We start from the raw sequence: 22,954 nt of genomic DNA, 5'->3' as shown, positions 1-22,954 counted from the left end.
AAATTTGAACTTGTCTCCAGTCATTTCTATAATGAGATAGAAGCATAAGAGACTATTCACATAGGGAGTTGTTCAACGTGTCGGAAAAAAGAGTCGCCGTGATCGGTGCCGGACCAGGAGGACTTGCGGCTGCGATGCTGCTCGCAAGCCGTGGTGTGAAGGTAACAGTATTTGAGAAGCAGGCGTTCGTCGGTGGACGAACGTCTCGTCTTCAAGTCGGAGAATTCGCGTTCGATCGTGGCCCGACTTTTTTAAATATGCCGTATATTTTAGAAGAGATTTTCGAAGAGACGGGTCGCGATTTACATGACTACGTCGAGATGAAACGCCTTGAACCGATGTACGACCTTTATTTCGATCGAGGGAACCGGGTACTGTCGATGACGACCGACCGCGATCAAATGCATCAGGCGATTGAAGAGCAGTTCCCTGGGAACGGGGAAGGCTATGAGCGCTTCATGGCCGAACAAGCCATCAAGCTGTCGAAGTTGATGCCGGTCCTGCAGACGGCGCATGACAAGCTGACGGATTACGTGGCCACACGTGTTTTGAAGGCGTTGCCGTTCTTGTCGATTGGTAAATCGTTATATGACGTGTTATCGGAATACTTCACGAGCGAGGAGCTGAAGTACGCCTTCACGTTCCAAGCCAAATATTTAGGGATGTCGGCTTGGGATTGTCCAGGCGGCTTCTCGATTTTGTCGTATATGGAGCATGCCTACGGCGTCCATCATCCGATTGGCGGCGTGAACCAACTATGTACAGCGATGGCGCGCGTCATCGAAGAAGAGGGCGGCGAGATTCGTCTCGGAGAAGGCGTTGACCGTCTCTTGCTCGATGGGAAACGTGTTAACGGTCTCGTGGCGAACAACGTGCATTACGCGTTCGATGAAGTGATTGTCGGGGCCGATTTCGCCCATGCGATGACGACGCTCGTCCCGAGTGATGCGCTCACGCGTTGGAGTCCGAAACAACTGAAGAAGAAGCGCTACTCGTGTTCGACGTTCATGCTCTATCTCGGGCTCGATCGCGTCTATGACGACGTCGCCCATCACTCAATTCATTTCGCAGACGACTACGAGCGTAACGTGAAAGAGATGACGCAAGACTTGAAGCTGAGTGAAGACTTCTCCTTCTACGTGCAGAACGCGTCAAACATTGATCCGACGCTGGCGCCAGCCGGTAAATCGTCACTCTACGTCCTCGTGCCTGTCCCGAATAATCTGTCGAATTTGCCTTGGCAGAAGCTCGAGGCGACGATGACGGAACGTGTCCTCGATGCGCTTGAGACGCGTTCACCGTATCGCGACATTCGTAACCATATCGATGTCATGCAGCCGCTCACGCCGAACGACTGGGAAGCGTTCGGTGTATATGAAGGAGCCACGTTCAATCTCGGACACAACTTATCGCAGATGATGTATTTCCGTCCGCACAATCAGTTCGAGGAACTCGATCACGTCTGGCTCGTCGGAGGGGGCACTCATCCAGGCAGCGGACTGCCGACGATTTTTGAGTCGGCGCGGATCACGGCGAACCTATTGCGTGACCGGGCAGGTGTCGGCCAATGAACATCAGCTTCGTCGGTGCCGGAATTGGGTCGCTTTACGCGGCCTTGCTCCTGACCCATAAATATCCGTCGCTACACGTGACCATCTATGAGAAAGAATCCCGCGTCGGGGGTCGACTCAATTATGTCGAATTCGAGAACGGCGCCCGCGTCGATGAGGGGCCGACCATCGTCCTGTTACCCGGGAAACTGAAAAGTCAGCTTCAAGAAGCCGGGTTCCCGGAACGTGAGCTCGAACTGCTTGAAGTCGACCCGCTCTATCGCCTCCGTTATGAGGATGGGACGACGTTCTATAAATATCGCGATATCGAGCGCCAGGCGGCCGAAATCGACCGTCTTTTCAACGAGGGTGCCGGATTCAAAAAATATATGGCCCAAAAACGAGAAGAGTATCGCCTCGGCTTCGACGCGTTCTTGGACCGGGGCTATAAGAGCAAGACGGATCTGTTCGAGCCGAAGTTATTGATGCTCCTCATGCGCTTGAAGGCGTATGAGACGGCCCACGAGAACATGAAACGCTTCTTTAAGGACGAACGTCTTCGTGTCGCCTATAGTCTGCAAACGCTCTACATCGGCGGCAACCCGTATGACACGCCATCCCTCTATGGCTTGATTCCGTATCGGGAGCAAGAAGAGGGGATTTGGTACGTCAAAGGAGGATATTTCTCGCTGGCGACGAAAATAGAACAAGAGTTGAAGCGCCGGGGCGTCACGTTCAAGCTGAACGCGAACGTGGAACGCGTCCGCGTCGTCGAAGGTCGGGCGGATGCGGTCGTTGTCGACGGTGTCGTCCATCCGTATGATGCGGTCGTCGTCAACGGCGACTTCCCGCTCATGGAACGCTTGATTGATGGCATCAAGCCAAAATCGTATGAACCGTCGAGTGGGACGCTCTTGTTGTATTTTACCGTGAACGGGGACATCGACTTGCCGGTCCACCAATTCGATTTGCCGACTGATTTCGCCGGGTCGATGCGGACCATCTTCGAAGATGGTAAACTGAGCAAGTATCCAGCGATGTATACGTTCAATCCGTCCCTCATCGATGACTCGCTCGCACCGACGGGCACGAGTGTGCTGTACGTACTCGTACCGGTGCCGCGTAAATTGGAACGGAAAGACTTTGAAACGAGCGGTGCAATCGAGCATTTGATCGGCCGCATCGAACGGATGGTGCCCGATTTCAGAGACCGTGTCTTGGAAATGAAAGTCCGGACGCCGATGGACGCGGAACGATTCGGCTTGTTCGAGGGCGGAAGCTTCGGCATCGCCCCGAAATTGGCCCAATCGGCTGCGTTCAAACCGCAGGCCCGTCCGTATGCTCAGATCGACCGTCTCTATGCGGTCGGGGCATCGGTCCATCCGTGCGGAGGCGTTCCCATCGTCATGATCGGCTCGCAACTGTTAGTGAAAAGAATGGAAGAAGAAATGGGGGCATTGTACCATGACGACACAAGAAGCGTATCGTCAATGTGAAGACGTAATGAAAAAAGGCTCGCTCACGTTCTATCGGGCCTTTTCCCTGCTCTCTAAATCTGACCGCCAAGCCGTGGCTGCGGTCTATACGTTTTGTCGGACACTCGATGACGCGGTCGACGAATCTGACAGCCCTGAGGAAAGTTTGACGCATTTTTTGGCCGAGTTCGATCGTTTCTTGGCAGGCGAACCATTGCCGGATGCGCTCTGGGTGGCGCTCGAGGATGTCTGGAAGCGATACGACATGGACGTCGAACCGTTCTTCGAGTTGGCCGAAGGCATGAAATGGGACTTACATAAGACGCGTTATGCGACGCTCGAGGAGACGGAGCAGTATGGCTATTACGCGGCCAGCACCGTCGGCTTGATGCTGTTACCGATTCTCGCGCCGGACGCCGATGCGGCTGGACGCCAGCAATTGAAGCAAGGCGCCATCGATTTAGGGATTGCCATGCAGTTGACGAACATCTTGCGCGACGTCGGGGAAGACCTCGATCGGGACCGGATTTATGTGCCCCAATCGTTGCTCGCCGAGTTCGGTGTCGCGGAAGCCGATTTGTTTGCGCGGCAAGTGACTCCGGCGTTCATCGACGTCTGGGAGACAGTGGCCCGTCGCGCGGAAGCGTTATACAGCAGCGCCCGGGAGACGCATCACTTGTATCCTGTGACGAGCCGGAAGCCTGTCGCGGCGGCAGCGCTCCTCTATGAAGGAATTTTAGATGCGGCCCGGCAGAACGGGCATGACGTCTTCACGAAGCGGGCGTATGTCTCGACGATTCAAAAAGGCAAACTGTTGGCCAGATTATAAGCAAGGGCGGTCGTCTTGAGACGGCTGCCTTTTTTGCGCACAAAAAAAACCACTTTTGGCGGGGGACCAAAAGTGGTGTAAGCGTTATGTGATTCGTTCATCGGGGAAACGAACGAATCGGACGTGATGAACCCTAAAGATGTGCCTCGTCTCATGGGGAATGAGACAATGGGGCATCTTCGCTGAAGCAGGATGCTTGATGGACTAAGGGGGAACATCAGATGCATGCTGTTCCAGCTGCGGGATACGAGTGGGGAAACTCGCTCATCACTTTTTTCTCGGGTGTGACAAGTTCAAAACGCGATAGGCTCGGGGAAGCCATTCGATCGCTACAGGTGTAACTAACGTTACAAAACTGCTTGAACTCGAATATGATATTATCACGTCTGTCCCGTGTCGACAAGTGTCGAATCCTCTGTTCACAAAATGTTCAAATTGTCAGAGGTATGTCCTCTAACATCGATCGGGCCGCGAATTGTCCTGAAAGCGTCACCATCGGGCTACCGCCACCAGGGTGGGTCGAACCGCCCGCAAACCAGATGTTTGAGACGTCTTCGGAGCGGGCCGACGGACGGAAGAACGCTCCTTTTTTCGAGTTGGCCGACGTCCCGTACAACGCTCCGTAATATGCGTAAAAATCACGGGTCAAATCGAGTGGAGTGACGCGGCGATGGAACAAGACATCGCTGTCTTCCCAATCGACACCGAACGTGCGGAGCCGTCGACGAATCAAATGCTCATACGTCTCGGCATCGATATCGGTCATATGGGCCGGCGCATTGACGAGGATGAACAAGTTATCGCCTGCTTCTCCCATTGACGGGTCGGTATGGGCCGAGTTCGAGATATAGATCGTCGGCTCATCGGCATAGCGTTCCTCTTCAAACAAGGCCCGGAACTCGGCCTCGTAGTCGTCTGAGAAATAGACGTTGTGGTGGGCGAGGTTCAATCGTTTGTTCAAGCCGACCATGATGACGAAAGCGGACACCGATGGCTCGATCGTGTCGCGTGTCGGTACCGGGAACGAGGGACGGTCCATGGCGTCGACGAGACGCGGATATTGCGTGAGCAGTTCCCCGTTCAGAAGGACGGCATCGCAAGACATGACCTCTTCGTGGTCGATGACGACCGCATGGGCCTTCCCGTTCGTCACTTCGATTTTCGTCACCTCATGGCCGAGTCGGAACTCGACGCCGAGCTCGCTCGCCCGTTTCGCGAAGCCTTTCGCGATCGTCCAGTTCCCGCCTTTGGCGAAATAGACGCCGTCATTCAGCTCGAGATGCGAGATGAGCGCGAACGTGCCCGGTGTGACGTAGGGGCTGCTGCCGATATACGTCGCATACCGGTCGAGCGCTTGGATGATGCGCGGGTCCTTGAAGTACTTTTTATGGAGCGCATGCAGGCTCTTGAGCGGATGCACTTTCATCATGTCGGCCCAAAGACCGGTATCGATTTTCGAGTCCATCCGCGTGAAGAAGCGGTGATTGGCAATCTCGAACAGTTTTTCCGCCTCGTCTAAGTAAGCGGCCAATTGATTTTTATCGGCTTTATCGCCGGTCAGACGGCGCACCTCAGCTTCCATTTTTTCGCGGTCCGAATCGAATGTGAACGTCGAACCGTCGGAGAAGTGGTTGACCGTGTGCGACTCGAGTTTGACGAGCTCAAAATAGTCATCCGGGTTGGCGCCGCTGTTGCGGATGACGGAGCGGAACACGTCCGGCATCGTAATCGTATTCGGTCCGAAGTCGAAGCGGTGTCCATCGGTGATAATCGGCATGAGCTTCCCACCGACATGCTCATTCTTTTCAATGACGGTCACGTCGTAACCGCGGGCGGCCAAGGTGACGGCGGCACTCAAGCCGCCGAGACCGGCCCCGATAATGGCGATATGTTTCATAGTATGCCTCCTAATTATTGATACGTCCGGCCTTTCCATGAAATCGGCTTCCGTCGCCATTTGCGCACGACCGCGCTCGACAAGAGGAGCAAGTAGGCGATGAGACTGAACGGGTGGAGCCAAAATTGGCGGCCACCCGATTTGACATCGATGGCGAGGCGCGCGAGCAAAACGAACGCGCATGCCAAGAATGAAATCCAGTCCATGCGGACGAGAAAGGCGATGAAAGCAGACAGCTGGATGCCGTAGTAGAGAAAGAAATAAAGGGCGATGCCCACTGCTTCATTCATTCCCTTGAATACGTTCTTTGAAAACCCATTCCAGACTTCTTCATTCGTCGCATACATGTCACACGTGATATACGGCGAGACGTTGACGAGCGACGTGATCTTTTTCCGACGTTTGAACTCGCGGCAGAGATCGATGTCGTCAATCAATGAATCATGAATCGAGGCGTGCCCTCCGACATCCTCGTAGCTCGCCCGCTCGACGAGGACGTTCATCCCGTTGGCCGCGGCGAAGGCAGGATGACGGACTTTTCGCCAAAACAGGGGCAAATGCTGGGCGATTAAGACGTGCTGCATCGGAATCAACAGTTTCCCGAGCCAAGTCGGTGTCGGGAAACGGGGGAAGCCGGACAAGAAGACCGCTCCTTCGCGGGCGAGTGTGCCGTGAAGTCGACCGATGAACGTCGGGTCGATCGTCACGTCGGCATCGAGGAACAATACATACGGCTCGGTCGTCCGGGTCGCCAACTGATGGCATGCATGGACTTTACCGGCCCAGCCTTCCGGGAGCGGCACCCCACGGAAGATGGTGAAGCGGGAATCGCCCGCAATCGCTTGAACGAGCACCTCATATGTACCGTCCTCGGACCGGTCCTCATACAAATAAACGTGACATTCATCCGTCAAGGCGGCCATTAAACTTGTGACGAGTTTCGGCACGTTCCGCTCCTCGTTCCGAAGCGGGATGCAAATCGCGGTCGAAGGGACAGGGGCCGGAACGGTGAGCGGCCGGAGGAATAGCAAGTTCACCAACGTGAAGACGAGCATCAGGGACGTGATGACGAGCAGGATCATGAGCGGCCTCTTCCAATTTGGAGCAGATGTTCCGTCCAATCCGCCAAACTGCGCTTCGGAGGGAACAGTTCGATATAGCGGTCGGATTGTGCGATCACGTCGTCGCGCGTATCGTCATATAGTCGCTCAAGTGCTTTGGCGAGCTCTTGTTTTTGGTCACGTCGCGTCTTAGAGACGACCGTATGGTTGCGGAACCGCACATAGACGAGCGGGGCGGCGTGGGACGCGAACGTATAATAGATGGCGCACAACCGGACTTCTGGATTGTGAATCAGCATCGTTGCTCCGGAACCAATCTCGAGCGGGCGATGCTCCTGTGGATACTCACGTCCTTGCGGGAACACCCAGACGGACTTGCCAGCGAGTAATAGCCGATTGGCATAGTCGAGCGAGGCGCGCACGTCCGACAGTTTGCCTTTTTTGATGGAGAACGCACCTAAGTGGCGGAAGAACGGGAAGCGGCGCAGTCCATCCTCATCCATCAAGACGTGGACGTCGTGACGCAAATAATATTCGTTCAACATGAGCAGAATCATCCCGTCCCACCACGAGCTGTGTGTGCTCAAAAACAATCCAGGTGTTGGCACGTCATCGGCCCGGACGTGAATCGTATGGAAAAACGGACGGATTTGACGCTCTTTGACGAACGTCGAGAACAGGTTATTGAACCATTTCTTTTTGCTCGCTTCGATCATGACGGCTCCTCCGTTCTATCAAGATGAGACCTGCGGCGGTCACGAGGCTGAGTACACCGATCCCGTAGAGACCGGCGTTGACGGCCGTGACTCCGAACAAGGCGTGAAGCATGACGAACAAATAACGGCCGTGCCCAAGCAACATCGGTTCCGCCTCGACTTCAAACCGGTCGAGCAACCAAGAGAAAATGAGCGACAGTCCGAACCAGCCGACGAAGTTTTGCGTCGGGATGTCATAATACAAACCGTCATTTGCCCATTCCCAATAGCCTTTCACGTTCGCGGCGACCGGATCAATCGCCATGTCGAGCCAAACAGCGAGGAATGGGACGAGCCAGAGCGTGCGGTTCTTGAACGAGAACAAGCGGGCGACGGCAAAGCTCGAGCCGATGACGGCGAGCCAGGCCGCTCCGATTGTGACCGGTACGCCGAACACGGTCGGGCCGAACGCCTCGGCGTAGATGTACTCGCTGAACGGGAACCCGGTTTTGACACCGAGCGTCTCGACAGCGATCGAGCCGAAGAAGATGAACGGGACAATCCAGCGGGCGTGACGGACGCCGTCCGCAATCACCCAACCGCCGATGGCCCCAGCGAGCCATAAGAACACCGGGTTCGCCCATTCGAGCCAACTCGGCAACAAATCAAAGCCAACGAGGACGACCCCGATGACATACCAAACTAAAAACCATTTCCAAATCCATGGATACACTTTCATTTCATCACCTCTATTACCATTCTAGAGAGGTTTGTGACATCCGTCTAATAAATGCATGCAAAAAAAGAGCCCCTTGAGAGGGACCCATCAATTCGCCATCCGTTTTCGTTTCTTGACGAACGAGAAGGCGATGAATAAGACGTAGAACGTGACGGCGATGAACCAGAACGACGGCCATTCTTTCCACCGGGCGAAAATCATGTACGTCAAGTAGATGAGACTGACTGTGATGATGAACGAATGGCGCGGGAGCGGCACATCTTTGAAACTCGGGATGCGCACGCGGCTGACCATGAGCAGGGCGAGACCCGTGAAAAAGATTGGGGTGAGCAGTTCATTGATCTGGTCCCCGAACGTCGTCACGACGGCGAGCAGTCCGCCGGCCGCGGTGATCGGGACGCCTGAGAAGTAGCTGGCCGTGACGTTCGTCGCCGATAAGTTGAAGCGGGCCAAGCGGTAAGCGCCGAACAACGGGAATAGGGCGGCGAAGAAGAGGCCGTAATTGCCGTAATCGATAAAGAACGTGTAGTAGGCGAGTAACGCCGGGGCGACCCCGAACGTGACGACATCGGCGAGCGAGTCGAGTTCTTTCCCGAAGTCACCGGCCACTCCGAGCATACGGGCCAGCCGTCCGTCGAGACTGTCGAGCATCATGGCGATGATAATCAGTAACGTCGCGTTCGAAAAGTCGCCGCGCGCCGCGTAGACGATGGCCAAGACGCCACAGAACAAGTTGCCGAACGTAAATGAGTTAGGAATCCACGAGCGGATTCGTTCTTTCCACATAGGTATTGCCTCCATCTTTGTTATTGAGTGAACCAGCGACCGTCCGTGAATCCGAGCAAGTCAGCCGGAGCGAGTTCGAGTTGATAGCCGCGTTTTCCGGCCGAGATGATAATCGTGTCTTTTCGTTTGGCGCTGTCGTGAAGAAACACAGGGAATCGTTTCTTCGCACCGATCGGCGAGACCCCGCCCCGGATGTACCCGGTCAGCGCCTCGAGTTCCTTCATCGGTACGGGCGACGCCTTTTTGGCACCCCAGGCTTTTGCGGCCGCTTTTAAGTCGATATCGAGCTCTCCTGAAATCAAAAAGAAGGCGAATCGGCGTTGCTCGTTCTCGAGACAAATCGTTTTATACAGTTGGTCGAGCGGTTTACCGAGTGATGCGGCGACATGCTTGGCCGAGACGTCGGACTCGTCCACTTCATATGTGTGATACGTGAACGGGACGTTCCGTTGTTTCAGTTGTCTTGCGGCGTTTGTCAGTTGCATCAGTCCCACCCTTTCGTTGAACGACTCTTTTAAGAATAGCAAATAGTGGTAGCGTCGGGCAATCGAACTCGGAAAGTTTTCATGACAAGAAGGAAACAGAAACCACGATAGAGAAATGAATAGTGATTCATTTTATCATGAAGGGGGAAATCAGGATGGAAACGATTCAACTGGAACAGCGGAACGGGGTCGGCTGGCTGAAATGGGACCGGCCGGAAAAATTGAACGCATTAAATGAGACGTTGCTTCGTGAGGCGAGGGAAGCGATGGAGCAGCTCGTGGCGGATGAGGCCGTCCACGTCATCGTGCTCGTCGGGCAAGGGCGTGCCTTCTCATCGGGACAGGACTTGACGATTGAGAGTGACGCCGACTATGGAGTGTATTTAGAAGAGGTGTATCATCCGCTCGTGCGGGCGCTTGCCGACTGTCCGAAACCAATCATTGCCGGCATTCATGGGGTCGTCGCGGGGGCGGGTCTCAGTCTGGCGCTCGCCGCGGACGTCCGGCTCGTCGCAAGGTCGACGAAGTTCAGTTCGGCGTTCATCAAAATCGGTCTCGTCGCAGACGCCGGGGGACCGTACCATTTGCGACGCTTGATGCGGCCAGATCTCGCGCTCGCTTGGATGTGGAGCGGCAGCACGATTGACGCCAAACAGGCCGAGACGTTCGGTCTCGTTACGGAGCTCGTCGAGGATGAGGCGTACTTGGAACGGTTGACGACATACGCCGAGACGCTCGCAGCCAAGTCACCGACGGCGGTGCAAGGCATGAAGGCGTTGTTCCGGGCCGATTCGTTCGAGGACGGGCTCGAGCAAGAGATTATCTGGCAACGGAAATGTGGGCAGACGGACGTTCATCGCCAGGCGATGCAGGCGTTCTTAAATCGATAATCGATAAAAAAAGAAGCGGTCACAGCGACCGCTTCTTTTTGATTGGTTATGAAGTTGGCTTCGGTTCGAACTGGAAGCCTTTTTGTTGCCACGTCCCGTATTTCCAGCGCCGGAAGGCGAAGAAACCGCGGAACCACTCGTCGAGTGAGAAGGCGAGCCAAATCCCGAGGACGCCGAGCCCCATCTGGAGACCGAACAAATAACTGAAGACGACGGCGACGCCCCACATCGAGGCGATTCCAATCATGACCGGGAAGCGAACGTCGCCGACCGACTTGAGCGAGCCCATCAAGACGATGTTCATGGCACGACCTGGCTCAAGGATGAGCGTCGCCCATAAAATCGGTACGCCGACGGCGATGATGTCCGGGTTCGACGTGAACAGGCCGAGCAACGACTTACCGAAGACGGCGAGTCCGAGTGAGGCCACGAGTGATGCGAACATGGCGAGCTTCAACGTCTTGACGGCGCGGGTATACGCCTCTTTAAACCGTTTCCCGCCGATGTCACGGGCAATCAACAGCTGCGTCCCTTGCGCGACGGCGACCGTGAACAAGAAGGCGAGCATCGACAGGTTCATGACGTAGACGCGGGCGGCGAGGGACGCCTCACCCATCGTGGCGATGAAACCGGTGATGATGATTTGCGAGAACTGATACGACAAGTTCTCTCCGGCCGATGGTACCCCGATTTGGAGCAAGGCACGGATATCATCGCGTTGCGGCTTAATCAATTCTTTGAGCGGGAAGCGGAGCATGAGTCGCTTCTTGACGATCCAGAACAAGAGTACCATCGCCGAGAAACGGGCGATGACGATGGCCCAGGCGACACCGGCGACACCTGTCACCGGGAGGCCGAACCAACCCATGACGGCAATCATGGCTCCGATGGCCGTGATGATATCGATGAGAAGCGTCGCGAGCATCGCATGTTTCGTCATCCCGTGACTCCGGAGGACGGAACTGAGCGCCATGATGAGCGCCTCGGTGAAGAGCGACAACCCGACGATTTGTAAAAACAAGAGACCGTGGTCGAACAGCTCATCCGATAGACCGAACAGGCGGAGGAACGTCTCACCGAACAAGAACACGACGGCGACCATGATCACGCCGAGCCACATGTTCAAGCTGACGGCAGAACGGGCAAAGTCGCGACTCTTCTTCATCCGATTGGCGCCGATGGCTTGACCGATCAAGATGGTCGCGCCGACCGACGTCACGCTGAAGACGATTAAGAAAACGTTCAAAATTTGGTTGGCGACGCCGACGGCAGAAGCGGCGGCATCGGAGTAATGGGCCAGCATGAGCGTGGCGATAATCCCGGTCCCCATATGGAGCGCGAGCTCGATGAAGATCGGCCACGATATTTTAAATAAACTGAGCTGTTCGGTGTTTTTATTCGGCATGTGTATTCTCCCTTGTTTCTACAATTCTCTCTATGAAATATTTACGTTGTCAAAATCACAAGGGTCATGTTACTCCTTTTGATATGAAAAAGAAAGGGATTTAGCAAATTATTTTCAACAAAAAAAACACCCGCCGAAACGGGTGCAAAACCGAATTTATTTCATTTTCAAAATCGTGGCGCTGAACGGTGCGAGTTCGACTTCAAGTGAGTCTACATCGCGGTCGTGAAGCAAATCGTAAGCGCTTCCCGTATGCCAGAGTGGGTTCAGCTTCGATACCGTCTCTGAGTTATTGAAGTATATCAAATATGTCTCGTCTTTCGTGCAACGCTCAATGATGAGTGCGTTCGACTCGTTATCGACGAGGTTGAAGCGATACGAGCCGGCGTTGGCGAGCACCGGGTGCTCTTTGCGGAGTCGAATCAATTTTTGGATATAGCGGAACAGCTCCCGGTCTTCCTGCGTCTCATCCCACGGCATACAACGACGGCAGCCCGGGTCTTGTTCACCCTCGAGCCCGATTTCATCCCCGTAATAGATACATGGGCTGCCCGTGTACGTGAGCATCGACGTCATGAGCAACTTGAACTTTCCTTTATGTCCTTTCGCTCGTGTAAGGGCACGCGGCGTGTCGTGCGAATCAATCAAGTTGAACGTCACTTCGTTCACGTTCGTCGTGTTCATCATCTCGACGCGCGTCAATTCATCCCGGAACTCGGAAGCGGACGTCCGGTCGAGCGCGAAATAGTTGAGGCTCGCGTTCGTGAACGGGTAGTTCATGACCGCATCGAACTGATCGCCTTGAAGCCACGGCTGCGCGTCATGCCAAATCTCACCGAGGATGTACGCTTCTGGGTTCGCTTGTTTCACGGCTTTCCGGAAGTCGCGCCAGAACGCATGATCGACTTCGTTAGCGACGTCCAAACGCCAGCCGTCGATGCCGAACTCCTCGACCCAATAGCGCGCGACTTCTAATAGATAAGCTTTTAGCGCCGGGTGCTCCGTATTGATTTTCGGCATGTTCTTCTCGAACGCGAACGTATCGTAGTTCGGCTTCGGTGTCGTCTCGATCGGGAAGTCACGAAGGTAGAACCAGTCCCGGTACTCCGACTGTGGTCCGTTCTCGACGACGTCGAGGAACCACGGGTGATTGTACCCGACGTGGTTGAAGACCGCGTCGAGCATGACTTTAATCCCGTTCTCGTGCAGAAGGTCGACGAGTTGTTTGAACTGTTCCTTCGTTCCGAACTGAGGATCGATTTCCATATAATCGAGCGTATCGTATTTATGGTTCGTCGTCGCCTTGAAGATCGGGCAGAAGTAGATGCCGGTAATGCCGAGGTCGACGATGTGGTCGATATGATCGATGATCCCTTGGAAGTCGCCGCCGAAGAAGTTCGTGATTGTCGGCTCGGTGCTATTCCACGGGAGCGTGCCTTCCGGGTCGAGTGACGAGTCACCGTTCGCGAACCGGTCCGGGAAGATTTGATACCAGACCGTATCTTTCACCCACGACGGGGCATGGAAGATGTCGACCGGGTTGATGAATGGGATGCAGAAATAGTAGCCCGTATCATCGAGCGGCTTATCTTCGAACCAACCTTTTTCCGTATAGACGGCCGTCTCATTACCGTCATGGAGACGGAAGCCGTAACGGAGCCGGCGGAATGGCGGCTTGATGGCGATGAACCAATAGTCGTATTGGTCGTCGTGTCCGATCTTTTCCATCGGTGTCTCGAACGTGCGCCAGAAGCTCGGCTTGTCCGGATCGAAGTTCCACATGGCCGGGTCTTCCGAATGCCAGTCATATGGGTCATTCCAAATTAAGTCAACAGATTGGATATCATTTCTTTTCGTATGGAATCGAATATGTATCGTTTCTCGGTCGTACTTGTACACGAAAGGGGACATGGCGCGATGATAGATAGCTTCTTTAATCAAATGAAATCGTTCCTTTCTCTCTTAGGGTTGTTACCATTTTACACTGTCTGTTCAGAAAAGAAACATCAGTTGTGAAAACGTTTGCTCAAGCAAAGGTTAATAAAGCGTTTACATTTTGTCAATCGTTCGATTCCTTGTTTCATAAGAAAAACACCTACAAAAAGTTCAAAAAGAGATAAATGGGACAACAGCAGGAAAAAATCCTAAAAAAAAGTCTTGTAAAACGCTTACACAACTGTATAATAAAAATTGAGGTGAGGATGCAAACGTTTTCACTAACCTACTGATTCTGTAGCGGAGTTGTTTAAAATCAGTAGGCCAGTGCGATTGCGCAAATCTGACCATACTATTCCTTGGGGAGGTTTTTCATCATGAAGATGAAAAAAATGGTAGCAGGACTTTCAACGGCAGTATTCGCTTTCGGTGCACTTGCTGCATGTGGTGGCGGTACGGACAACGGTTCTACTAACGAAGGCGGTTCTTCTAGCGAGAACAAGCCAGAAAAAATCGTAATTTGGGAAGATATTGAAAAGTCGGAAACGACGAAAGAAGTTGCGAAGGCGTTTGAAGAAGAACACGGCGTCGCAGTTGAAGTCGTTGAAGTCCAAATGACGGATCAAAAAGACAAGTTGGCGCTTGATGGCCCAGCTGGTAAAGGTCCTGATATCGTTCTCGTACCACACGACCAAATCGGAACAATCGCTGACCAAGGTCACTTGGCTCCACTTACGGATGAAGGCGCACTTGAAGCGTTCACAGACGCTTCGAAATCGGCTGTCATGTTCGACGGACAAGCTTACGGCTATCCGAAATCAGTTGAAACACCAGTCCTCATGTACAACAAGGATTTGGTATCAGAAGCTCCTACTTCAATGGACGACTTGTACAAGTTGTCTACAGATCTTAAAGACAAAGGCGAGTACGGCTTCCTCGGTCTTTGGGATAACTTCTACTTCGCTCACGGTGTAGTGGCTGGCTTCGGCGGTTACGTCTTCAAAGAAGACGGCGGCGCGCTCGACCCAACTGACATCGGTTTGAACAACGAAGGCGCAGTTGAAGGCTTCGACTACATCGGCAAATGGTACCAAGAAGGCCTCTTCCCTAAAGGGTTGATCGGCGAGTCTGGTGGCCAAGCGATGGACCAACTCTTCACTGAGAAGAAAGCACACACAGTCATGAACGGACCATGGGCCGTAGCTGGTTACCAAGATGCTGGCGTCAACCTTGGAGCGTCTGCATTGCCGACACTTCCAAACGGTGAGCCAATCAAGACGTTCATGGGCGTGAAGACATACGCACTTTCTGCTTACACAGAAAACCAAGAGTGGGCTGAAATGTTCCTCGCAGAACTCACGAACGAAGAGAACGCATTGAAAATGTTCGAAGCGTACAACGAGATTCCACCAGTAGCAGCACTCGAGTCGAATGAGACAATCACGTCGAACGAAGTTGCGAAAGCGGTATTCGATCAAGCGACGAACGCAATCCCAATGCCTAACATTCCTGAAATGGGACAAGTTTGGGAGCCAATGGCACAAGCACTTCAGCTCGTAGCAACTGGCAAGCAAGATGCACAAAAATCAGCTGACGATGCTGTTAAAGTCATCGAGCAACAAATCCAAGCGAACAACCAATAAGGACAAGAAATGATGGGGTACGCCGACTGGCGTTCCCCCTCATTTTCTAGAATTGAGCAAACGCTTGCTCGATTGATTTGCTCAAATTGAAAGGAGAAATTGAGGATGGCTTCAATTGCGAACCCGAAAACGCCGGATCAACGTCCGGACAAACAACCGACCAATCATGCTCGGAACGCTGCATTACTCTCGATCATTCCGGGAGCCGGTCAATTTTATAACAACCAAAAAGCGAAAGCGATCGCTTTCTTTATTGTCATCATGTCTTATTTTGCAGTAAACTACGATCTCTTTTTCAAAGGAGCAGGCGCTGGACCTGGCGACCGTGGCGGCCTTTGGGGATTGATCACGCTTGGCGAAGTGGCAGGACCTCGTAACGACCATTCCATCTTCTTGATGGTAGAAGGTATTGTCGCATTGATCTTACTTTTCTTCGGAATCGCGTTCTACGTCTGGAACATTCGTGACGCTTACCGAGTCGGTCGCATTCGTGATCAGCACCTAAACGTTGCAACGTTCCAAGTGCAACTTCGCAACTTGCGCGACCACGGATTCCCATACCTGATGTTAATTCCGTCGCTCATCTTGCTCGTCTTCACCGTTATTCTTCCATTGATTTTCACATTCTTGATCGCCTTCACGAACTATCGCTACAACAACGCACCACCGGCGAAACTCGTGGAATGGGTCGGATTTGAGAACTTCACACGAATCTTTGAAATTGATATTTTCCGTGACACGTTCGTCGGCGTTCTTGGTTGGACGCTCGTCTGGACAGTCGCTTCGACGGTCGGTGTCATCGCCATCGGGATCTTCCTTGCAGTCCTCTTGAACCAAGAAGGTCTTCGTTTCCGTCGCTTGTTCCGCTCAATCTTGATTTTGTCATGGGCCGTACCGGCGTTCATCACGATCTTGATTTTCCGTTCGATGTTCAACGAATCGTTCGGGGTATTCAATACGACGATTCTTCCGGCGTTCGGACTTGATCCGATCAACTGGATGACCGATCCGACGGCGACACGCAGTGCGCTCATCTTGATTCAATGGTGGCTCGGCTTCCCGTTCATCATGACGCTCATGACTGGGGTGCTTCAATCCATCCCGGGTGACTTATATGAAGCGGCGACGATTGACGGTGCGACCATCTTTGATAAGTTCCGTTTAATCACATTGCCGATGCTCTTGTTCGCAACAGCACCGATTCTCATCACGCAGTTCACGTTCAACTTCAACAACTTCAACATCATCTATCTCTTTAACGGTGGTGGACCGGCTGTTCCGGGCCAAACTGCCGGCGGTACCGATATCTTGATTTCATGGATTTACAAATTGTCGCTCGGAGCCAACCCGCAATACGGACTTGCGGCTGCGATTACGCTCATCTTGTCATTCTTCATCATGACACTTGCCGTCATCCAGTTCCGTCGGACAAAATCTTTCAAAGACGAGGATATGATCTGATATGAAAAAACAAAAACGAATCAATTTGGCGTTCTCTTATGTCATCTTGACGCTTGCGTCGATCATCATTCTCTATCCAATGCTTTGGGTGGTCGGGACGTCATTCAACCCGGGTCGTACGATCACATCGACCATCATTCCGTCGAACCCGACATTTATTCACTATAAAAACTTGTTCGATCTATCTATTTCGGATTATAGTTTATGGTATGTGAACACATTAAAAATTGCAGTCATCACAATGTTGCTCTCAGTCGTTTTGGTAACGATTACAGGTTATGTCTTCTCGCGTTACCGTTTCGTGGGACGGAAGAACTCGCTCGTCATGTTCCTCGTCTTACAGATGGTCCCGCAATTCGTTGCCATCATCGCCATCTACGTGCTCTTGAACATGCTCAACCTTCTTGATACGCACACAGCCCTTATTTTGCTGTATGCCGGAGGCGCAATCCCGATGAACACGTACTTGGCAAAAGGTTATTTCGATACGATTCCGAAAGAGCTCGATGAAGCTGCTCGGATGGATGGTGCCGGTCACCTTCGTATCTTCTGGCAAATCATTTTGCCGCTCGCGAAGCCAATCGTCGCAACGATCGCCTTGTTCAACTTCATGGGCCCGTTCAACGACTTCATCTTGGCATCGCTCGTCCTTCGTTCACCAGAGAAACAGACGCTCGCGGTTGGTCTTTACAACATGATCTCTCGACAGTTCGACAACAACTTCACGTTGTTCGCGGCAGGCGCCGTCCTTTCGGCCCTTCCAATCGTCCTCTTGTTCTTCATGTTCCAACGCTACTTTGTCTCGGGTCTCACTGCCGGTGGTACGAAAGGATAATACTCACTTAAGGGGGAAGCGATATGAGGCGAGGCGTCGTGCTCGTTCTTCTGTCGCTTCTTTTGTTTCCAACAATCGTCGGAGCGAAAGAAGCAGCATCATGGGAACAGGAACGCATGTACTTTATCATGGTCGACCGATTTGTTGACGGGAATCCGGACAACAACGCGCAGGTCGACAAAGATGACCCGAAAGCCTTTCACGGGGGCGATATCCGCGGCGTGATTGAAAAGCTCGATTATATCGAGTCGCTCGGGTTCACGTCCGTCTGGCTGACACCGGTGTTTGAGAACATGCCGGACGGTTATCACGGATATTGGATTAAAGACTTTTATAACATCGATCCCCAATTTGGGACGAAAGAAGATTTGCAAGAACTCGTCGACGAGGCCCATAAACGGGACATGAAAGTCATCCTCGACTTCGTCGTCAACCACGTCGGTCCGAAACATCCATGGGTCGAAGAACGACCGGACTGGTTCCATGACGAGTTGCCGATCGTGCTTTGGAACGATCAAGAACAAGTCGAGACGCACTGGCTGTTCGACTTGCCGGACTTCAAAACGGAAGACCCGGAAGTGAAAGACTACTTACTCGATGCGGCCACGTATTGGATTGAAGAGACCGGCATTGACGGCTATCGTCTCGATACGGTACGTCACGTCGACAAACCGTTTTGGGAAGACTTCGTTAAAGCGGTCCGGGCCGTCGACCCCGACTTTTATCTGTTGGCCGAAGTGTTCGACCCGGATCCACAGTACGTCGCGGAATATGATGACCTAGGCTTCAACAGCATCACGAACTTCACGTTTTACGACCGCGTCTCGAAGACGATGACGCAAAAGTCGGCGAGTGTGGACGAAATCGACGTGGCCGCGAGCTACGCCGAGACGTTCTTCAACGACCCGAACCAAATGGCGACGTTCCTCGATAACCACGACGTAGAACGATTCATGCACGTCGCGGAACTCGGCGGGGCCGAGTCGGCCGAGCGTCGCCTACGCCTCGGATTGTTCGCTCTTTATGCGTCTCCAGGCATGCCGATCGTCTTCCAAGGGACGGAGAACGCACAAAAGGGCGGAGCCGATCCGGCGAACCGGGCCATGACCGATTTCCCTGGAAATGAAGAGCTCCATGAATACGTCACGATGATGAACCGGATGCGAGAGGAATATCCCGTCTTCGCGACCGGCGAACAACGCATGATCGCCTCGAAAGACGGCATGGCCGTGTTCGAGCGTCGTGACGGCGACGATGTCGCTTTGTACGCTATCAATATGAACGCCGAGGACCGAGAGATTGAATTCGAGGTAAGCGAAGTCGGGGAAGATACACGCCTTCGTGGTCTCTTGTTCTCACAACTTGTCACCGACAAACGTGGCACGTTCACCATCAAGCTCGCAGGAGAAAGCGCGAACGCCTACATCGTCGAAGAATCGGAAGTGAACATGTGGACGATCGGTCTACTTGTCATCGCCATCCCGATTTTCTTGACTGGATTGGTCATGTGGAAGCGTCGCAAGAGCGCGAGCTGACGATACCCTGTGATAGGGAACTTTGAATTAACGGAAGCAAGGGGGAGCATCATGCAAATCACGATTAAAGATGTCGCCAAACACGCCAATGTCGCACCGTCGACCGTGTCTCGCGTCATCGCCAACAGTCCGCGTATCAGTCAGAAAACGAAAGAGCGTGTACGCAGTTCGATGGAAGAACTCGGGTACCATCCGAACATTCACGCGCGAAGTCTCGCCAACCGCTCGACACAGTCGATTGGTCTCGTCATGCCGAGCGCAGCGACGAAAACGCTTCAAAATCCATTTTTCCCTGAAGTATTGCGTGGAATCAGTACGAAAGCCCACCAAAACGGTTACTCGCTTTACATGACGACGGGCGTGACCGAAGAAGAGGTCTTGTCGGGGGTCATCGAGATGGTCCAAGGCCGTCGCGTTGACGGCGTCATCGTCTTGTACTCACGTGAAGACGACAAAGTCGTTCAATACTTACGTCAGACAAAATTCCCGTTCGTCGTCGTCGGGAAGCCGTTTGGAGATGCCTCCTCGATTACGTACGTCGACACGGACAACTATTTGGCCGGGCGTGAAGTAACGAAACATTTATACAACCTCGGCCATCGTTGCATCGCCTTTATCGGGGGATCCGATAAACTCGCCGTCACACAAGATCGTCGCAACGGGTACGCGACAGCGTTGATGGAGGCGGGCATCCCGGTTCGGGAAGACTATATCGCTCGTGCCGAGTTCATGACGAAGGGCGGGGCCAAAGCCGTGCGGGAGTTGCTCCAGTTAGAGGAACCACCGACAGCCGTCGTCGTCAGTGACGATATGATGGCGCTCGGCGTCATCAGCACGCTCAGTGAGATGGGGCTTAAGATACCTGAGGACGTCGCCGTCGTCAGTTTCAACAACGTCTACATCGCCGAACATTCGAATCCGCCGCTCACTTCGGTCGAAATCAACATCTTCGGCCTCGGTTTCGAGGCAACGAACTGTCTGATTGAACAGATTGGAGACAGCGCGCCACCTTACGGGAAACGCGTCATCGTTCCGCATTATTTGGTCGTTCGTCAGTCATGTGGGCAGAAAAAGAAAACTGAAATCGTTGAATGAGGGCAAACCTTCCGTGTCATGCGGGAGGTTTTTTAATGTTCAATCCGGATGCATATAATAGAAGGGGAATCAATCGGTCAAAAGTCATATCGTTACAAACAGATTACAATCGTGAAAGAAATGCATGAAACGGAGTTGCAAGGGAACATCTACATTACCGGCCGAATGGCAGATCATTACGAATCCGCCCAGCCAATAACCAAAAAAATAAAGAATTTGAAAGGGAGATACAATCATGGATAACAAACGTTATGTAGGCACTTACTATCAGGAGTCAGAGCTTGTGTCAAAAATTGATGAGCTTCGCGCCCAAGGGCATCGCGAAGACGATCTGTACGTCGTTGTGAAAGATAAGTCGAACCTTTCGATGGTTCGCGGCGAAACGGATGCAGAAGTAAAAGAAACGAAAGCGTCATGGCTCGATCGTTTCTTCGGAGTAGCAGACGGCGGAGACGAAGTACGTCACACGTTCGATAAACTTGGCTTCTCAGAAGAAGAGACGGCGCGTCATCACCAAGATATCGAAAACGGCGGCATGGTCCTCTTGCTCGACAAGAATGACGGCGTGTTTGACGACGGACGTAACGATACGTTCGAAGGCGGCCGCACATCAGCTGGTTACGGATCAGAAGGTAACGAAGCGGGCAATATGACCGCGCGTGACTTCGGAACAGGGACTGGCGTAACCGGTGCCGGCATCGGTGCAACAGGTGCAGGCGTCAACTCGAACCGCTTCAACGATATGGATGAGGACATCCGTAACCGTACGGACTTGACGGACGAACAGAAACTCGAGTTGCACGAAGAGCGTCTCCTTGTGAACAAGGAACGTGTGCAGACTGGTGAAGTTCGCGTCGAGAAAGATGTCGTCGAACGCGAAGAACGCGTCGATGTCGAAGTCGAGCACGATGAAGTGTATGTCGAACGTCGCCGTGTCGATGGGGACCGTGAAGCGACGGGGCATTCGTTCGATGCGACGACTGACCGCGATGAGATTCGCGTACCGGTCACGGAAGAACGTGTCGATGTGACGAAGAAAGATGTCGTTGCCGAAGAAATCATCGTCGGCAAAGAGAAAGTCAAAGATACGGAAACGGTACGTGAGACGTTGCGTAAAGAAGAAGCGCATATCGAAGGGGAAGACGACCTTCGCCATCGCGATCATGATCTCGATCGCAAACGTCGCGACGAGCGTGACCGCCTGTAATCGATTGACCAAGTACCTCGACAAGGATGGCTCTCTCTGAGGGACCATCCTTTTTTTCGCCAAGTAACCATAGGAGGAATCAATGCCATGAAACATGCGATTATCTCTGAAGTATTTGACCAGCCGGAGGCGCTGCTCAATCGAACGGTCGATTTGAAACGAGAAGGATACGCCGAAGAGGACATGTACGTCCTCGTCAAACGAGCCGACGTCGCGGACGCGGTCCGACGCCAGTCGAAGTTATATGTGCTCGTCACCGACGAACCGGGTACGGTCGCCTCACTCGTCACATCGAGCGAGCGACCGATTGAACGCTGGCTTGGTAGCATGCGGCTCACGAAGGAGCAACAGGATCGCTTCGCTCAGGAAGTCGAGCAGGGACGACTCTTCTTGTACGTCGATGCCGACCGTGGCGACCAATCGCTTGAGGCCGGCCGCCCGAAAATGAAATCAGAACCGGAGACGGAAGAACAGACGCTTGCCTTGCACGAGGAACGCTTGACCGTCGAGAAACAAGCCGTTCAAACGGGCGAGGTCGTCATCAATCGACACGTCGCGGAGACAGTTCAAGAGATTGAAGTCCCGGTCCGCAGGGAACAGGTTCATGTGGAGCGGACACCAGGGTCAGAAGACGTGCTCGAGGACTATGACTTTAATCAGCCCGGCATTCGCACGATTGACGAAGGGGACCATCTCCGGATTCAAGTCATCGAGGAACGGGCGTTCATCGTCAAACGTCCTGTCGTCGTCGAAGAGATTATCGTCCGGAAACAAGTGACCGAAGACGTGAAAACCATGACGGAGACGCTCCGTAAAGAAGAAATTGAAGTGACCGAGGTCGGCCAGGCCGACGTCACGATTCATGACCAGACAACCCGAAAGGATGAGACACGATGAGCAAACGTCGATTTGTAGACACATACCAAGACGAGGCGGCCCTCGTCGCCAAAATCGATCAACTGACCGAGGAAGGCTATGAGGAGAGCGACTTATATGTCGTCGCGAGAGACAAAGATGACGTCTCGCTCGTCAAACGGAACACCGACGCAAAAGTGGAAGCAGCGAGCGCGAACTGGATGCAAAAGTTCGCGGGTGTGGCCGAAGGCGAGCAGGAAGTGAAGCGGGCGTTGCTCGACCTCGGTCTCGCTGACGACGACGTCAACCGCGCGTATGGCGATATTTTAAACGGAGGCTACGCCTTGATTCTCGATGAACCGGACACGGGGTTCAATGACGGAAACAACCCGGCGTTCGAAGGGCACGAAGCGAACGCGGCGTTCGGGCGCGACCAAGACAAGTGACTAGAGCACCTACTGCCTTCTTGAAAAGGTGGTAGGTTTTTTGTTTGCTCCAAAAAGTAAGAAAAAAGTTTATGCAAACGATTGCATTCTCGTGCGAGTCGTGTAAAATGAGAGGTGAGATTGAAATACA

At 53.1% G+C, this 22,954-nt stretch carries 20 protein-coding genes; 12 read left to right on the top strand and 8 right to left on the bottom strand.

Translation table 11 applies throughout. The features are described from left to right. Positions 1-44: 44 nt before the first annotated feature. From M467_RS23790 to M467_RS23780, 3 genes are read left to right on the top strand one after another with little or no spacing between them, the layout of a single operon-like run. Entirely contained in the window at positions 45-1,571 is a 1,527-nt protein-coding gene (locus tag M467_RS23790; protein WP_144060663.1) for a phytoene desaturase family protein, read from the top strand. Beyond that, positions 1,568-3,046, top strand: coding sequence for a phytoene desaturase family protein (locus M467_RS23785; protein WP_021066681.1), 1,479 nt, complete (start codon positions 1,568-1,570; stop codon positions 3,044-3,046). The genes M467_RS23790 and M467_RS23785 overlap by 4 nt, the downstream gene beginning before the upstream one ends. Then, a complete protein-coding gene (locus M467_RS23780; protein WP_021066680.1) occupies positions 3,015-3,854 on the top strand; it encodes a phytoene/squalene synthase family protein in 840 nt (279 codons plus the stop codon). The genes M467_RS23785 and M467_RS23780 overlap by 32 nt, the downstream gene beginning before the upstream one ends. Positions 3,855-4,284: 430 nt before the next feature. Here M467_RS23780 and M467_RS23775 read toward each other — a convergent pair whose 3' ends face one another. The 6 genes from M467_RS23775 to ybaK all read right to left on the bottom strand — a co-directional run bounded on the left by M467_RS23775 (position 4,285) and on the right by ybaK (position 9,517). Beyond that, entirely contained in the window at positions 4,285-5,751 is a 1,467-nt protein-coding gene (locus tag M467_RS23775; protein ID WP_021066678.1) for a phytoene desaturase family protein, read from the bottom strand. A 14-nt stretch (positions 5,752-5,765) separates the two neighbouring features. Further along, positions 5,766-6,833, bottom strand: a complete 1,068-nt coding sequence (locus tag M467_RS23770) for a glycosyltransferase family 2 protein (protein WP_021066677.1) — start codon at positions 6,831-6,833, stop codon at positions 5,766-5,768. Then, positions 6,830-7,528, bottom strand: a complete 699-nt coding sequence (locus M467_RS23765) for a lysophospholipid acyltransferase family protein (protein ID WP_021066676.1) — start codon at positions 7,526-7,528, stop codon at positions 6,830-6,832. Before M467_RS23765 ends, M467_RS23770 begins: the two co-directional genes overlap by 4 nt. Next, complete coding sequence (locus M467_RS23760) at positions 7,494-8,246, bottom strand: carotenoid biosynthesis protein (RefSeq protein ID WP_021066675.1); 753 nt, start codon at positions 8,244-8,246, stop codon at positions 7,494-7,496. The genes M467_RS23765 and M467_RS23760 overlap by 35 nt, the downstream gene beginning before the upstream one ends. Positions 8,247-8,333: 87 nt before the next feature. Then, positions 8,334-9,032, bottom strand: coding sequence for a CDP-diacylglycerol--serine O-phosphatidyltransferase (gene pssA / locus M467_RS23755; protein WP_021066674.1), 699 nt, complete (start codon positions 9,030-9,032; stop codon positions 8,334-8,336). A gap of 20 nt (positions 9,033-9,052) precedes the next feature. Further along, the gene (ybaK, locus tag M467_RS23750; RefSeq protein WP_021066673.1) at positions 9,053-9,517 is read right to left on the bottom strand and encodes a Cys-tRNA(Pro) deacylase; all 465 of its coding nucleotides are present in this window, start codon (positions 9,515-9,517) and stop codon (positions 9,053-9,055) included. A gap of 155 nt (positions 9,518-9,672) precedes the next feature. Between ybaK and M467_RS23745 the strand changes: the two genes are divergently transcribed. Beyond that, positions 9,673-10,407, top strand: a complete 735-nt coding sequence (locus M467_RS23745) for an enoyl-CoA hydratase/isomerase family protein (RefSeq protein WP_021066672.1) — start codon at positions 9,673-9,675, stop codon at positions 10,405-10,407. 46 nt (positions 10,408-10,453) lie between these two features. Here M467_RS23745 and M467_RS23740 read toward each other — a convergent pair whose 3' ends face one another. Together M467_RS23740 and M467_RS23735 are read right to left on the bottom strand one after the other, a co-directional pair. After that, positions 10,454-11,812 (bottom strand): MATE family efflux transporter, encoded by a 1,359-nt coding sequence (locus M467_RS23740; RefSeq protein ID WP_021066671.1) that lies wholly within the window; start codon positions 11,810-11,812, stop codon positions 10,454-10,456. A 156-nt stretch (positions 11,813-11,968) separates the two neighbouring features. Then, positions 11,969-13,753 (bottom strand): glycoside hydrolase family 13 protein, encoded by a 1,785-nt coding sequence (locus M467_RS23735; protein ID WP_021066670.1) that lies wholly within the window; start codon positions 13,751-13,753, stop codon positions 11,969-11,971. 371 nt (positions 13,754-14,124) lie between these two features. Between M467_RS23735 and M467_RS23730 the strand changes: the two genes are divergently transcribed. The 8 genes from M467_RS23730 to M467_RS23690 all read left to right on the top strand — a co-directional run bounded on the left by M467_RS23730 (position 14,125) and on the right by M467_RS23690 (position 22,824). Further along, positions 14,125-15,390, top strand: coding sequence for an extracellular solute-binding protein (locus tag M467_RS23730; protein WP_021066669.1), 1,266 nt, complete (start codon positions 14,125-14,127; stop codon positions 15,388-15,390). 105 nt (positions 15,391-15,495) lie between these two features. Next, entirely contained in the window at positions 15,496-16,851 is a 1,356-nt protein-coding gene (locus tag M467_RS23725) for a carbohydrate ABC transporter permease (protein ID WP_021066668.1), read from the top strand. A 1-nt stretch (position 16,852) separates the two neighbouring features. Beyond that, positions 16,853-17,686, top strand: coding sequence for a sugar ABC transporter permease (locus M467_RS23720; RefSeq protein ID WP_021066667.1), 834 nt, complete (start codon positions 16,853-16,855; stop codon positions 17,684-17,686). Between the two features lie 23 nt (positions 17,687-17,709). Then, the gene (locus M467_RS23715) at positions 17,710-19,221 is read left to right on the top strand and encodes an alpha-amylase family glycosyl hydrolase (RefSeq protein ID WP_021066666.1); all 1,512 of its coding nucleotides are present in this window, start codon (positions 17,710-17,712) and stop codon (positions 19,219-19,221) included. 51 nt (positions 19,222-19,272) lie between these two features. Beyond that, complete coding sequence (locus M467_RS23710) at positions 19,273-20,316, top strand: LacI family DNA-binding transcriptional regulator (protein ID WP_021066665.1); 1,044 nt, start codon at positions 19,273-19,275, stop codon at positions 20,314-20,316. A 235-nt stretch (positions 20,317-20,551) separates the two neighbouring features. Further along, positions 20,552-21,523: a YsnF/AvaK domain-containing protein gene (locus tag M467_RS23700; protein WP_021066663.1), complete on the top strand. Its 972-nt coding sequence runs from the start codon at positions 20,552-20,554 to the stop codon at positions 21,521-21,523. Positions 21,524-21,610: 87 nt separating this feature from the next. After that, positions 21,611-22,420, top strand: a complete 810-nt coding sequence (locus M467_RS31475; protein ID WP_021066662.1) for a YsnF/AvaK domain-containing protein — start codon at positions 21,611-21,613, stop codon at positions 22,418-22,420. After that, the gene (locus tag M467_RS23690) at positions 22,417-22,824 is read left to right on the top strand and encodes a general stress protein (RefSeq protein ID WP_021066661.1); all 408 of its coding nucleotides are present in this window, start codon (positions 22,417-22,419) and stop codon (positions 22,822-22,824) included. The genes M467_RS31475 and M467_RS23690 overlap by 4 nt, the downstream gene beginning before the upstream one ends. The last annotated feature ends 130 nt before the right edge of the window (positions 22,825-22,954 follow it).

Origin of the sequence: Exiguobacterium chiriqhucha RW-2 (assembly GCF_000416965.1) — a bacterium.
Classification (GTDB): Bacteria; Bacillota; Bacilli; order Exiguobacteriales; family Exiguobacteriaceae; genus Exiguobacterium; species Exiguobacterium chiriqhucha.
Note: the sequence above shows the minus strand (reverse complement) of the source record. Positions and strands in the feature narration are given on the sequence as shown.

Bases quoted from the DNA above. Each gene is read 5' to 3' on its own strand.
- M467_RS23745 (WP_021066672.1), top strand. From the start codon at position 9,673: ATGGAAACGATTCAACTGGAACAGCGGAACGGGGTCGGCTGGCTGAAA.
- M467_RS23770 (WP_021066677.1), bottom strand. From the start codon at position 6,833: ATGATCCTGCTCGTCATCACGTCCCTGATGCTCGTCTTCACGTTGGTG.
- M467_RS23775 (WP_021066678.1), bottom strand. From the start codon at position 5,751: ATGAAACATATCGCCATTATCGGGGCCGGTCTCGGCGGCTTGAGTGCC.
- M467_RS23710 (WP_021066665.1), top strand. From the start codon at position 19,273: ATGCAAATCACGATTAAAGATGTCGCCAAACACGCCAATGTCGCACCG.
- M467_RS31475 (WP_021066662.1), top strand. From the start codon at position 21,611: ATGAAACATGCGATTATCTCTGAAGTATTTGACCAGCCGGAGGCGCTG.
- M467_RS23715 (WP_021066666.1), top strand. From the start codon at position 17,710: ATGAGGCGAGGCGTCGTGCTCGTTCTTCTGTCGCTTCTTTTGTTTCCA.
- M467_RS23730 (WP_021066669.1), top strand. From the start codon at position 14,125: ATGAAGATGAAAAAAATGGTAGCAGGACTTTCAACGGCAGTATTCGCT.
- M467_RS23725 (WP_021066668.1), top strand. From the start codon at position 15,496: ATGGCTTCAATTGCGAACCCGAAAACGCCGGATCAACGTCCGGACAAA.
- M467_RS23700 (WP_021066663.1), top strand. From the start codon at position 20,552: ATGGATAACAAACGTTATGTAGGCACTTACTATCAGGAGTCAGAGCTT.
- M467_RS23720 (WP_021066667.1), top strand. From the start codon at position 16,853: ATGAAAAAACAAAAACGAATCAATTTGGCGTTCTCTTATGTCATCTTG.
- M467_RS23740 (WP_021066671.1), bottom strand. From the start codon at position 11,812: ATGCCGAATAAAAACACCGAACAGCTCAGTTTATTTAAAATATCGTGG.
- M467_RS23690 (WP_021066661.1), top strand. From the start codon at position 22,417: ATGAGCAAACGTCGATTTGTAGACACATACCAAGACGAGGCGGCCCTC.
- M467_RS23765 (WP_021066676.1), bottom strand. From the start codon at position 7,528: ATGATCGAAGCGAGCAAAAAGAAATGGTTCAATAACCTGTTCTCGACG.
- M467_RS23780 (WP_021066680.1), top strand. From the start codon at position 3,015: ATGACGACACAAGAAGCGTATCGTCAATGTGAAGACGTAATGAAAAAA.
- M467_RS23785 (WP_021066681.1), top strand. From the start codon at position 1,568: ATGAACATCAGCTTCGTCGGTGCCGGAATTGGGTCGCTTTACGCGGCC.
- ybaK (WP_021066673.1), bottom strand. From the start codon at position 9,517: ATGCAACTGACAAACGCCGCAAGACAACTGAAACAACGGAACGTCCCG.
- M467_RS23760 (WP_021066675.1), bottom strand. From the start codon at position 8,246: ATGAAAGTGTATCCATGGATTTGGAAATGGTTTTTAGTTTGGTATGTC.
- pssA (WP_021066674.1), bottom strand. From the start codon at position 9,032: ATGTGGAAAGAACGAATCCGCTCGTGGATTCCTAACTCATTTACGTTC.